Below are 12262 nucleotides of genomic sequence, written 5' to 3' on the forward strand. Positions count from 1 at the left end.
CCACGCCCGCGCCATCACCTTTTTTCCAGCGAGGCGCAGGATGATCGAAACGAGCATGGGGTTTTCCTGCGGGTTTTCAGCCCCCCACCACAGCGCTGCCCAAGCCGGTCAGGATATCCTGCGCGACGGCGGAACAGCCATCGAAGCGATGGTGAGCGCGGCGGCGACCATCGCCGTCACCTATCCCCATATGAACGGTCTGGGCGGCGACGGGTTTTGGCTGATTCACCGGCGCGACAAGCCGCCTGTCGGCATTTTCGCCGCCGGCCCCAGCGCCGCACTGGCGAGCCTTGCGTGGTACGCGGATCGCGGTGTGAGCCTGTCCACGACGGGCGAAATCCCGCCGCGTGGGCCGCTTGCCGCGCTCACCGTGCCCGGAACGGTGGACGGCTGGGCGCAGGCGCTACGCCTCGTCGAGCGCCCCCGACCGCTGAGCCAGCTTCTGGCCCCTGCCATCGCCCATGCCCGCGACGGCATTGCCGTGACCGCCAACCAGCAGCGCAACACCGCCCTCAAACTGGAGGGAATCCGCTCCGTTGCCGGCTTTGCACAAACCTACCTGCAAGACGGCGACGTGCCCCAACGCGCCAGCCGCTTTTACCAGCCTGCGCTGGCCGACACGCTCGAACAGCTCGCGCGCCACGGGTTGCGCAGCTTTTACGAGGGCGAGATCGCGGCCCGCCACGCGCAGTTCTGCGCTACCGAGGGCAGCCCGCTGCGTCAGGCGGATTTTACCGCCTATCACGCACAGCAGGTCACGCCCCTGCAGCTGACGACGCGCCATGGCACGCTGTTCAACATGACCCCGCCGACGCAAGGCGCGGTGTCTTTGGCGATTCTCGGCATCGCGGATCACCACGCCCCAGCGCCCCTCGACAGCCCCGCGTTCCATCACAGGCTGATCGAAGCGGTGAAACAGGCGATCCTGTGGCGCAACAGTCATCTGGGCGACGGCACCGACACGCGGGCCCTTCTAAGTCCGGACACTCTGGCGCGCATGGCCGCCCGGATCGACCCGAACCGCGCCGCGCCGTGGCCCCACCGCCCCGCTGAGGGCGATACGATCTGGATGGGCGCAGCGGATCGCCACGGCACGGTGGTCAGCTTTATCCAATCCACCTTCTGGGAATACGGCTCGGGGCTGACCTGCCCTGACACGGGAATTGCCTTTCAAAACCGTGGTGCCGGTTTTTCGCTGGCGGCAGGCCCCAACCAGCTGGCGCCCCGCAAGCGCCCGTTCCACACCCTCAATCCCGCCCTCGCACAGCTGAAGGACGGGCGCGTGATGGCCTATGGCACGATGGGCGGCGAAGGCCAGCCCCAAACGCAGGCGCAGATTTTTACCCGCTACGTCCAATGCGCCCAAGGCCTGCAACGCGCGATCACCGCGCCGCGCTGGCTGCTCGGGCGCACATGGGGAGATGCCTCCACCACGCTGAAATACGAAGACCGCTTTGATCCTGCGCTGATCGACGCGCTGCGTGGGGCGGGACATATCTGCGAAGCGATGGGCAGCTTTAGCGACAATGCAGGGCATGCAGGCGCTGTTGTCAGCCACGCAAACGGGCTGATCGAAGCGGCCTTTGATCCGCGCGCCGACGGGGCGGCCCTGGTCGCCTAGACCGGGGTGCAGGGGCGTTTCACGCCCGGGTGCAGAGGCGTTTTCACGCCGGGGCGCAGGGGCGTTTCACGCCGGGGCGTGGTCGCGCACTTGGCGCACATCGACGATCTGCTTGGTGGTATGGGACCCGGCGAACCGGCTGACGCCGCGCACCGGAGACACATCGTCATAGTCGCGCCCGACGCCCACCACGACGTGATCGCTGCCCGCGACCATGTTGTTGGTCGGATCGACCGCGATCCAGCCCATATCGAGGCCGCACCACGCCATGACCCAGGCGTGCATCGCATCCACGCCGTCCAGCTTCTTCTCACCCGGCGGCGGGAGCGTGCGCAGATAGCCCGACACATAGCCCGCCGGAATGCCAAGACCGCGCAGGGCGGCGATGGTGATCTGGCTGAAATCCTGACAGACGCCGTGGCGCTTTTCGAAGGCCTCCAGCGGTGGCGTCTCCACGGAGGTGGCCGTGGCATCAAAGCTCATGTCGGCATGCACCGCCGCGGTCAGCCGTTTAAGATAGGACAGAACCGTGTCGGTGGGACGCAACAGCGCCCGCGCATAGGCGGTGATCGGTGCCTCAAGCGCCAGCCGCGGCGAGGCTCCCAAAAAGTGGTGCGGGCTTTGCGGCGCGATGGAGCGATAGCTCGCGATCTCGCGCATCAGCCCGTCAAAGGGCGGCGAGATATCAAGCCCGAGCGGTTCGGAAAACCGCTCCACCCGCGCGCGCATCACCAGATGTAGTTTGGAATGGGGATCGTTCTGGCGCAACAAAACGGTCCGGTTGCCAAAGAAATCAAAGCCGTGATCCCGTTCCTGTGGATGGGGTGCGCTTTCGAGAGACCAGCTGATCAGACGCTGGCGCCCGTCAAGATCCGCAGGCACCAACCGCAGCACCTGCCGCGTGGAGTGCGCGGGCACCGCGTAGGAATAGGTGATTTCAGCACGAATATCGTAGAGCATGACCTACCTCAGATAGAGCTGGGCAAGGGTATCGGACAAATCCGACACGTCCTGCGCAATCTCGGCAAAGGTTTGCGAAGACATATCTGCGACTTTGCGCACTGCCAGACCGGCTTGCAAGGCCAGAGCGGCGCGATGTGCATCGTTCATCTCGCCGGCGTCGGGCGGGTACAATTTGCTGACCTGCTCCAGCACACGGTCCAGCTGGAACTGGATCGAGCGCGGGTTCAACCCGTCCAGCGCCAAAAGATCAATCACCGAAGCGCGGTTGGTCATCGTCTGGTAGCGGCGGCGATGCGTCATCACGCTATCGCCCACCTCGACCAGCATATCCAGCGCATCCTCCCCCGCCTCGTGGCCTGCAAACTGTGCCATCGCCTGCGCCAGACCGCTTGCACGCTCCATCGCGCGCCCGATGGTCAGGAACCGCCAGCCGGTAAAGCGGTACATGTTTTCCTGCACCAGCCCCGCAAACCCCGACAATCCGCGCAGCAGCCGCCCCAGCGCCTGCGCGGTCTGATCGCCCGCAGGCGTCCCCGTGAGGTCGCGCGCCAGAACATCCAGATCATGCAGCGCATCCCACCCGTCGGTCGAAAACCGGTCGCGCAGATGCGAGGCATTGGTCAGCGCCAGCCCGAGCGTCGCCGTGAGCTGCGGTGAAATGCCCGCTTGCGGATCGGTGATGCCGTAGCCTTTGAGGTACTCGGCCAGCGCCTGTAACAACGGGCCTTCCGCCGCATCCTGCGCACGGCCATGATAAGCGCGCATCAGGCGCATGGCGCCCTCCGCCCGCTCCACATAGCGCCCCAGCCAGAACAGGTGATCGGCAGCGCGCGACGGCAGCGCCCCGGGCAGGCGGCGGATGTAATCCTCGTCTTTGGGGGCCAGGCTGACCTTGGTGTCGACCGGCGTGTCGCCCACCACCCAGACATCGGCCACCCGCCCGCCTTTTTGCAGACCGATCGCACGCGCATCCGTCGCGCTGCCAATGCGGGCATAGCCTCCGGGCATGGCCTTCCACCCCTGCGCCGTGCGCACCATATAGACCCGCAAGGTCATCGGGCGCGGCACCAGTTTGCCGTCGACAACCGCAGGCGTGGTCGACAGTTTGACCGCCTCCTGCCCCACCAGATGCGCGCCCTCGGTCTCAAGCAGATGGTCAACCGCATCCAGCGCACCGGAACGGACCTTTTCCCCAAGAAAGGTCGATTGGTCGCTTTCATACAGCAGGGATGTGGCCATCGACGGCCCGATCATCATCTTTTCGGCATTGGCGCGCACGAAATCGCGTTCGGTTTTCTGGCCGCACCACCATGTTGCGATATTGGGCAGGGTCAAAGACTCGCCGCGCAGTGCCTCGCACATGCGCGGCATGAAAGCCAGCAAGGCCCGGGTTTCCAACACCCCTGCCCCCGGCGCGTTGATCATCGTGAGGTTCCCCGCCCGCAGCGCGCCCAGCAATCCGGGCGAGCCAATGGCCGATCTGCCATCCAGTTCCAACGGGTCGACGAATCCGGCGTCCATCCTGCGCCACAACACCGACACGGGTTTCAATCCGGCCACGGTGCGGATCATCGCCTGCCCGTTTTCCACCGTCAGATCCCCGCCTTCCAGCAGGTGGAACCCGAGGTAGCGCGCGATATAGGCGTGCTCGAAATAGGTGTCATTCAGCGCGCCGGGCGACAGGATGCCCACACGCGGGGCCTCCGCCGTCGTCAGCCCTTGCAACGTATTGCGAAAGGCACTGAAAAATTCCGCCAGCCGGTGCACATTGCCGCGGTTGAACTGCTCTGAAAATACCCGTGTTGCGGCAAAGCGGTTTTCCAGCGCGAAGCCCGCCCCCGAGGGCGCTTGCGTGCGGTCGCCCAAGACCCACCATTTGCCATTCGGGCCGCGCCCCAATTCAAAGGCGACGAAATGCAGGAAATTGCCGGACTGCGGTTTGTAGCCCACCATCGGGCGCAGCCATTCGGGGCTTTGCGCGATCAGGCTGGCGGGTAAAATCCCGTCTGACGCCAAGCGCCCCGCGCCGTAGAGATCGGCCATGATCGCTTCCAGAAGATCGGCGCGCTGGCACAGCCCCTGTTCGATGTCGTCCCAATCGGACTGGCTGATCAGCACCGGCACATGGCTGAGCGGCCAGTCGCGGATCGCGCCGCCCTCTTCACCGTATTGCCGGAAAAACACCCCCGCATCGCGCAGATACTGATCGCCGCGTTGGTAGCGTTCCTCGCGCTCGGCCTCGGTCATCGCGGCAAAGCCGCTCAGAAAATCCCGCCAGAGGGCGCGCGGCTTGCCGCTGGCATCCATCATCTCATCGGTGACGCCCGCAAGCGGTTGGTATCCCGTCAAAAGATCGGCAAGCCGTGCCGCTGCGGCCTCGGCCTGCGACAGATCGGGCCGCGCCTCTGGCGACGTGGTCGTGTCTTTCTCTGCGCCGCTCATCCTATCCCCTGCCTTGATCTCGCTGCATCGCCGCCCCGCAACACCGTAAACACCCGCAGCCGGAATTTCCAGCAGCGGGCGCTGTGCGGTCGCACTGTCTTACCCCGTTTGGGTCGAGACGACAGGCCGTCTTTTGGGCAGGTGTCAGCCCCAAGCCTGCGCCCTGAACAGGGTCGGGTTACAGCCCTGCCAAACGCCGCAAATCAAGCGTCATCGGGAATTCGGGATGGGGCACCTCGAGCGGCGGCACGAAGGTATCGGGGGTGTGCCCGATGGGAATAAAACGCGCCAGACGCCGTGCTTCGGCCTCGTTCGAGTTGACGGGGAACGTGTCGTAATTGCGCCCGCCCGGATGGGCAATGTGATACATGCAGCCGCCAATCGAGCGCTTCGACCAGGTGTCGTAAATGTCAAAGGTCAAAGGTGCATGGGGCGCGATCACCGGATGCAGCGCCGAGGCGGCCTGCCATGCCTTGTAGCGCACGCCGCCCACCCCTACGCCCGATCCGACCTGTGTCATCGGCACGCGGCGCTGGTTGCAGGTCACGATATAGCGCTCGGGGTCGGCCCCCGTCAGCTTGGCTTGCACCCGCTCGGTCGAGCTGTCGGTGTAGCGCACCGTCCCGCCGATTGCGCCGGTTTCGCCCAGGACGTGCCACGGCTCCAGCGCTTGGCGCAATTCCAGTTTGACGCCCTCGTATTCCACTTCACCGTAGAAGGGGAACCGGAACTCGGCCTGCGCCTCGTACCATTCGGGCGACAGGTCAAACCCGTGATGTTTGAGGTCGCGCAGCACATCGAGGAAATCCTCCCAGACGAAATGCGGCAGCATGAAACGGTCGGCCAAAGTGGTGCCCCATCGGGTGAAATTGCCTTGGATCGGGCTTTTCCACATCCGGGCAATCAGCGCGCGGATCAGCACCTGTTGCGCAAGCGACATGCGCGGGTCTGGCGGCATCTCGAAGCCACGAAATTCGACCAGTCCCAAACGGCCCGTCGGACCATCGGGCGAGAACAGCTTGTCGATGCAGATTTCCGCGCGGTGGGTGTTGCCCGTCACATCCGTCATGATGTTGCGCAGCAGACGGTCGGTCAGCCAGGGGAACGGTTGCTGCCCCTCGTCGGGTGCCGGGATTTGTTGCAGCGCGATTTCGGCCTCATAGAGGCTATCGTGGCGGGCCTCATCGATGCGCGGCGCCTGCGAGGTCGGGCCGATGAACAGCCCCGAAAACAGGTAGGACAATGCCGGGTGGCGCTGCCAATGCAGGATGGTCGAACGCAACAGATCGGGGCGGCGCAAAAAGGGGCTGTCGCCGGTATGGGCGCCGCCAACGACCACGTGGTTGCCACCGCCCGTGCCGGTATGTTTGCCGTCGATCATGAATTTATCGGCCCCGAGGCGGCACAGACGCGCCTCGGCATACACACCTTGGGTGATGGATTTGACCTCATCCCAATTGCTCGCCGGATGCACGTTGACCTCCAGCACGCCGGGATCGGGGGCAACGCGGATCACGTTCAGGCGCGGATCATGGGGCGGGGCGTAGCCTTCGATATGGACCCTGAGATCAAGCGCTTTCGCAGCGCCCTCGACGGCCTCAAGCAGCTCCAGATAGTCCTCGACCCCCTCGACAGGCGGCAGGAACACACAAATCCGGCCCTCGCGCGGTTCGGCGGACATGGCAGAGCGGACGTGACCGTCGATCTCGGCGACAAAACTTTGCTCGAACCGCTCCTGACGCTCGCCCTCTGACCCCTCTTTCAGACCCGAATGGGCCTGCGGCCCCTTGCCACCGGCACCCCCGGTTTCTTCGGGGTTCTCGCCCTCCTCCACCTCCAGGAAATGCTCGGGCAGATCGCCCCGCGTGACGGTCGGATCAACCGTGTTGATGTAGGGATAGGACGAGGCCGGAATGTGATTGAGCGAGCCCAGCGGCAAACGGTAGCCCACAGGGCTGTCGCCGGGTGACAGGAACAGGTGCTTGCGGCGCACGGCCCAGACCTCCGACAGCCAGCGCGGCGCCTTGGCCCCTGCCTGCCAACGCTGGATCGGCAGCACAAAGCCCGTGGGCGTGGTCAGGCCGCGCGTAAAGACCTGCGCGATGCGATAGCGCGCTTCGGGGTCTTTCAACTCGTTGTTTTCAGGGGTGACATTTTCCGGCAGCTGGCTTTCCTTGACCAGCCATTCGGCGGGGTCCTCATAGGCGGGGACCACGTTTTCGGGCGTCACGGCAAGGCGGCGCGCGACCTCCTTAAGCAAGGCCTGACTTTGCTCGGGCGTCGCGCCGTAATCGGTGCCTTCCTCTGCGATCAGACTTGCATCGCGCCACACAGGCGCACCGTCGCGCCGCCAGTACAGCGAAAACGTCCAGCGCGGCAGGGTCTCGCCGGGATACCATTTGCCCTGACCGTAGTGCAAAAAGCCACCCGGCGCGAAACGGTCGCGCAGACGGCGGATCAATTTATCCGCCAGCGGGCGCTTCATCGGGCCAACCGCGCCTGTGTTCCATTCCGCCGCCTCGAAATCGTCGATCGATACAAAGGTTGGCTCGCCGCCCATGGTCAGGCGCACATCGTTGTCGTCCAGCACCTTGTCGACCTGATGGCCAAGCTTGTCGAGTGCCTCCCAGGCCTCTTCGGAGAAGGGCTTGGTGATGCGCGGCGCTTCGGCCACGCGGGTGACTTTCATGTCGAAATCAAAACTGACCTCGGGCGTGCCGGTGGCGGTAAACCCGCCCACAATCGGCGCGGCGTTGGTAAAATGCGGGGTCGCGGCAAGGGGGATATGGCTTTCGCCGGTCAGCAGGCCCGAGGTCGGATCAAGTCCGATCCAGCCCGCTCCGGGCAGGTAGACTTCGCACCAGGCGTGCAAATCGGTGAAATCCGTATCCGTGCCGGAGGGGCCATCGAGCGCCTCAAGATCGGGTTTGAGCTGGATCAGATAGCCCGAGGTAAAGCGCGCGGCAAAGCCGAGGTGGCGCAGGGCATTGACCAGCAACCACGAACTGTCGCGGCACGACCCCGTGCCAAGGCCAAGCGTTTCTTCGGGCGTCTGCACGCCGGGTTCCATGCGGATGACATAGCCCAGCATCTGGTTGATGCGCGCATTGAGATCGACAAGGAAATCAACAACTTGCCTTGGATCGCGCGGCACGTCGGACAGGAATTTCTGCAACAGGGGACCGGCAGGCTCGGCGCGGCGGTAAATTTCCAGATCGGTGCGCAACGCATCGGGATACTCGAAGGGCCAGGTCTGCGCGCTGTCTTCCACGAAAAAATCGAACGGGTTGTAGACGGACATATCCGCAACCAGATCCACTTCGATTTTGAATTCTGTGACCGGTTCGGGAAAGACAAAGCGTGCCAACCAGTTGCCATAGGGGTCTTGCTGGTGGTTCACAAAGTGCCCCCCCGGCGACACCTTGAGCGAATGGGAAATCACCCGTGTGCGCGAATGGGGGGCCGGCCGCAGCCGGATAATCTGGGGAGACAGCATGACCGGACGGTCATATTTGTAATGCGTGAGGTGATAAATGCTTGCCGTGATTGCCATTTTGCGCCGCTCTGCCTTCGCCTGATGTGGCCAGCCAGACGCCCGCCACTTACCCCTTTGTGGCACCTCTGAGCAGGAAAGGGAAATGCAGTGGACGTGATCGCGGCGCAACTTTGCGCCGCCCCGCGACAGATGCATGGTTTTTCAGCAAGCGTTGATCAGCGGGAGGTGGCGCGCGACGCGTTCAGGCGCAGCTTTCAGGCGCGGCTTTTAGGCACGCCGCCGTGACAGGCGTTGTGGCAGGCGTTGTGGCAGGCGCCCAAGCCTATCCCAAACGCCCCGCCTGCTGGCCCGCGCGATCTGCGGGCGGCCCGAGGGGCGCCCCCTTGGCCTCCTGCCCCACCGCGGGATCATGCACGGAAACGCAGGCGCGCCCTTTGTCTTTTGACAAATACAGCGCCGCATCGGCATCCGCGAGCATGCGCGCCACATCCGGCGTGTCGTAGAAATCCGAGGTCGTGATGCCGATCGAGCCGGAAATCCGGCACTGCGCATCCTCCCAGATCGTGGGCACTTCGAGGCGTTCAATGATCCGCTCTGCGGTTTTCACCAACCGCGACACCTCTGTGAACCGGTTGAAAATCAGAACAAATTCATCGCCCCCAACCCGAGCGGCCATATCATCGCCGCGGGTTTCTTCCGACAAAATACGCCCCACGGTTTGCAACACAGCATCGCCCGCCGCATGGCCATAGGTGTCATTCACCGATTTGAAATAATCCAGATCAATGTGCATCAGACCGAAACGCACCTTGCTGGAGGTCATGCGCTCCATCACGTGATCCATCGCGCGGCGATTTTTCAGCCCGGTCAGCGTGTCGGTATAGGCCTGTTCCTCGGCAGCGATCTTCGCCCCCTGCAGACGGGCATTCAGCTGTTTGGTTTCTTCGAGGACCGCCGATTTCGCTTCAACAAGATAGAGCATTTCGATGGCCATTTCCGTGGCCGCGAAATCGGCCGAATTCAGCTCATAGTCTGTCACGGCATCCACGACGGACAAGCCAAAGGACAGGTTGATCAAAATGTCGGACGAGCCGAGAACGGGCACCGCGATGCCTTTCAGGCTGGTTTTGGGCGGATCACAAAACACCAGATGCAGCTTTTGGTTGAGCGGGATGAAACTCTCCTCGCCAGTCGGGTCCCGACGCGAGCGGCGCACGGTGAACAGGGTAGAAAACGCCTGCCCTGCCAGCGGCCCCTCGCGCAGCTTGGACATCGTCGGCCCTGCGCGGCGAATCGTGCCACAGGCAGACACCAAAAGGTGCATCGGCATCAAGGTGTCGAGCACCGAATTCGTCATGGTCAAAGGCTGTCGTGTCATGCGCCCTGCCTCGCCGCCAGATCAAAACTGCGCCCTTCTGCAAAGGAGGCTTCGAGCAGGAAGACCTCGATGCGTTCCACGGTTCCCTCGCGCGCACCGCGTTCCAGATAGACCAGCGCGCCGTAGTCATCGGCCATCGTGCGCAGCACCCCCATCACCGCATAGATATACCCCGGCTGACTAAAGTCGACGCCGATGGAAAATGCGCCCGGTGCCGTTTCTTCCACCGTCAGATTAGGGATTTCGATATCGGCAAGCGCGAGCTGTGCGCGGCCCTTCAAGTCATTGAGAGAATATAGAAATTCTTCGAATGTTTCCCCGCCAAAGCGCAGCAGCCGGCGCAGGGATTCCGTATTGGGATGGGTCACAAGATAGGTGCCGATATCCTCAAGGATCACATCCGCAGGCTTGCCCAGCGTCTTGCAGGCGCTTTCGATCACCGCCACAGTGACGCTGTCAGGGTAGACGAACATCGCCTCGAAATCGTTGAAGCCGATATTGGATGTTTCAACCACAGTGCTCCATGTCGCGCTCCCGTAGGTATCGCGCAAGAAACATTGGATCGCCCTATTTACCAAGCCGTGCATAGCACCTCTAACCTTAAGTCTGGGGTGACGCTACGCGACAGGCATTAACATTCTCTCAACAGCGCCGGGATCCGGGGCGGGTGTTTGCACGATTGTCCGCATTCCGGTCAGGGTCAACCAACGGGAAAGGCATATCTTTCTATAAAACTGACGCCCTACCGCGTCAAAAAATCCGGCAGATCCGCAATAGAAGGCAGCACCGCATCCGCATAGGGCGCAAGATCGCTGGCGCGCGCGGGACCACTCAGAACGCCGAGCGTGCGAAACCCTGCCGCGCGCCCCGCTTTGAGGTCATGCAAACTGTCGCCCACCATCAGGCAGGTCGCGGGGATCGCGCCGGTTTTCACCGCAAAGGCGCTGACCATTCCCGGCGCAGGTTTGGCCCCGAAGCCGCTGTCATAGCCCGCGATGAAGTCGAAGTGCGCGGTGATCTGCGCGGCGTCCAACTGGCGGCGTGCAGGGGCCTCGCCGTCATTCGTCGCCACGCCCAAGGCAAAGCCGCGCGCCCGCAACTGCGCCATCAGCGGGCGCAGCGGGGTCACCGGAACGGCGCGTACCTGCGCGGCCGCCGCAACCATCCGCGCTTCGATCTGCGCCACGCTCTGCCCTTGCAGCGCGGGTGCCAGAACCGCTGCCGTCTCGCGAGCCGTCCCCGCGATGGCGACAGAGCGGCGCTCGAAACACATCCGCTGCGCATCAAAGCCCACCAGCGTCCCGAGCTGCGCGGCCAACCCCGCGTCTCCCTGTGCCAATCCGAGCAGCATCTCCTGCGCCCACGGCGCCCAAGTTGCTGTAAAGTCGAACAAAGTGCCGTCTTTGTCGAACAGGATACCCGCAATTCCGTCCATCATGCCCCGCCTTTCGCGCCCCAAGCAGGCACGTTGACAACGAAACGGGCACAGAGGACAAAGTCAACATGACCCAAAACAAAGCCCTCCCGCCCTACCGGCTGCATCAATCGCTGGCCTATCACATGTCCGTGGCCGCCCGCGTGCAGGAAAAGCGGCTGGACGACGGGTTGAAAACCCTCGGCCTCACGCGCACCACCTGGTGCGTGTTGCTCGCGGTCGGGGTTGAAGGATTGCAACAGCCCTCCGAGATCGCGCTGTTTGTCGGCATCGACCGCACGGCCACCTCCCGCGCCCTGCGCCAGATGGAAACGGCAGGGTTGATCGCGCGCTCCTCGGGCGCTGCGGACCGGCGCACGACCGACGTCATTCTGACCGACAAGGGCTGCGACACCCTTGCACAGGGCACGCCGATTGCCATGGACAACAACGCCGGACTGGACGCGCTGCTCAGCGCCAAGGAAAAGGCCGAGCTTCTGCGCTTGTTGGGGATACTCAAAGCCCGCGATCCACAGTCCTTGCCGCGTCTTTAGCGCCTAGGTCCAGTGAAATTCGGCCCCGCCCGGAAGCGCCAGCCGTGCGCGCATCGGCGCATCGCTGGCCTGCCCCGTCGCGCGACAAAAATCGCGCACCCAGTCGTCATTCATCAAAATGAACTCAAGCACGGCGCCAAGGAACTCCGGTTCCAGGGCGCGGCTGCGCAAATCCTCGATCGAAGCACCGCTTGAGCCCATAAAAACAGGCAAAAGCTCCTCGTTTCCCGCAAGCCATCCCAGAGCTTGTAGACCGATCGTCTCGGCGGTTTCTTGCTGCATGTTATGCCCTTTGCTGAGGGGTGGAAACGCTTTGTTAACCTTTCTCAACGATCAATGGATGAAACAAGTCGAATACGACGCATTTTTTATGCTCGAACGCGGGGCACCACGC

The 12262-nt window shown here is 63.4% G+C and carries 9 protein-coding genes; 2 read left to right on the top strand and 7 right to left on the bottom strand.

Features of this window, described 5'->3' with window-relative positions; genetic code table 11:
• Positions 1-40: 40 nt before the first annotated feature.
• Positions 41-1621 (top strand): gamma-glutamyltransferase family protein, encoded by a 1581-nt coding sequence (locus tag AQS8620_RS06735; RefSeq protein WP_085836078.1) that lies wholly within the window; start codon positions 41-43, stop codon positions 1619-1621.
• A gap of 66 nt (positions 1622-1687) precedes the next feature.
• Here AQS8620_RS06735 and AQS8620_RS06740 read toward each other — a convergent pair whose 3' ends face one another.
• From AQS8620_RS06740 to AQS8620_RS06765, 6 genes are all read right to left on the bottom strand, one after another.
• Entirely contained in the window at positions 1688-2581 is an 894-nt protein-coding gene (locus AQS8620_RS06740; protein WP_085836079.1) for a transglutaminase family protein, read from the bottom strand.
• A 3-nt stretch (positions 2582-2584) separates the two neighbouring features.
• Positions 2585-5026 carry a circularly permuted type 2 ATP-grasp protein gene (locus tag AQS8620_RS06745; RefSeq protein ID WP_085836080.1) on the bottom strand — a complete coding sequence of 814 codons (2442 nt, stop codon included), beginning with the start codon at positions 5024-5026 and terminating at the stop codon, positions 2585-2587.
• A gap of 178 nt (positions 5027-5204) precedes the next feature.
• Positions 5205-8579: a transglutaminase family protein gene (locus tag AQS8620_RS06750; protein WP_085836081.1), complete on the bottom strand. Its 3375-nt coding sequence runs from the start codon at positions 8577-8579 to the stop codon at positions 5205-5207.
• 265 nt (positions 8580-8844) lie between these two features.
• Entirely contained in the window at positions 8845-9900 is a 1056-nt protein-coding gene (locus AQS8620_RS06755; RefSeq protein WP_234990397.1) for a GGDEF domain-containing protein, read from the bottom strand.
• A complete protein-coding gene (locus AQS8620_RS06760) occupies positions 9897-10487 on the bottom strand; it encodes a heme NO-binding domain-containing protein (protein WP_085836083.1) in 591 nt (196 codons plus the stop codon). The genes AQS8620_RS06755 and AQS8620_RS06760 overlap by 4 nt, the downstream gene beginning before the upstream one ends.
• A 155-nt stretch (positions 10488-10642) precedes the next feature.
• Entirely contained in the window at positions 10643-11338 is a 696-nt protein-coding gene (locus tag AQS8620_RS06765) for an HAD family hydrolase (protein WP_306345902.1), read from the bottom strand.
• 65 nt (positions 11339-11403) lie between these two features.
• Between AQS8620_RS06765 and AQS8620_RS06770 the strand changes: the two genes are divergently transcribed.
• Positions 11404-11868: a MarR family winged helix-turn-helix transcriptional regulator gene (locus AQS8620_RS06770; RefSeq protein ID WP_085836084.1), complete on the top strand. Its 465-nt coding sequence runs from the start codon at positions 11404-11406 to the stop codon at positions 11866-11868.
• Between the two features lie 3 nt (positions 11869-11871).
• On the opposite strand, the gene AQS8620_RS06775 is transcribed toward AQS8620_RS06770, so the two are convergent.
• Positions 11872-12150 (bottom strand): DUF3572 domain-containing protein, encoded by a 279-nt coding sequence (locus tag AQS8620_RS06775; protein WP_085836085.1) that lies wholly within the window; start codon positions 12148-12150, stop codon positions 11872-11874.
• Between the last annotated feature and the right edge of the window lie 112 nt (positions 12151-12262).

Origin of the sequence: Aquimixticola soesokkakensis (assembly GCF_900172375.1) — a bacterium.
GTDB classification, from domain to species: domain Bacteria; phylum Pseudomonadota; class Alphaproteobacteria; order Rhodobacterales; family Rhodobacteraceae; genus Aquimixticola; species Aquimixticola soesokkakensis.

Bases quoted from the DNA above. Each gene is read 5' to 3' on its own strand.
- AQS8620_RS06755 (WP_234990397.1), bottom strand. From the start codon at position 9,900: ATGACACGACAGCCTTTGACCATGACGAATTCGGTGCTCGACACCTTG.
- AQS8620_RS06735 (WP_085836078.1), top strand. From the start codon at position 41: ATGATCGAAACGAGCATGGGGTTTTCCTGCGGGTTTTCAGCCCCCCAC.
- AQS8620_RS06765 (WP_306345902.1), bottom strand. From the start codon at position 11,338: ATGATGGACGGAATTGCGGGTATCCTGTTCGACAAAGACGGCACTTTG.
- AQS8620_RS06750 (WP_085836081.1), bottom strand. From the start codon at position 8,579: ATGGCAATCACGGCAAGCATTTATCACCTCACGCATTACAAATATGAC.
- AQS8620_RS06740 (WP_085836079.1), bottom strand. From the start codon at position 2,581: ATGCTCTACGATATTCGTGCTGAAATCACCTATTCCTACGCGGTGCCC.
- AQS8620_RS06770 (WP_085836084.1), top strand. From the start codon at position 11,404: ATGACCCAAAACAAAGCCCTCCCGCCCTACCGGCTGCATCAATCGCTG.
- AQS8620_RS06745 (WP_085836080.1), bottom strand. From the start codon at position 5,026: ATGAGCGGCGCAGAGAAAGACACGACCACGTCGCCAGAGGCGCGGCCC.
- AQS8620_RS06775 (WP_085836085.1), bottom strand. From the start codon at position 12,150: ATGCAGCAAGAAACCGCCGAGACGATCGGTCTACAAGCTCTGGGATGG.
- AQS8620_RS06760 (WP_085836083.1), bottom strand. From the start codon at position 10,487: ATGCACGGCTTGGTAAATAGGGCGATCCAATGTTTCTTGCGCGATACC.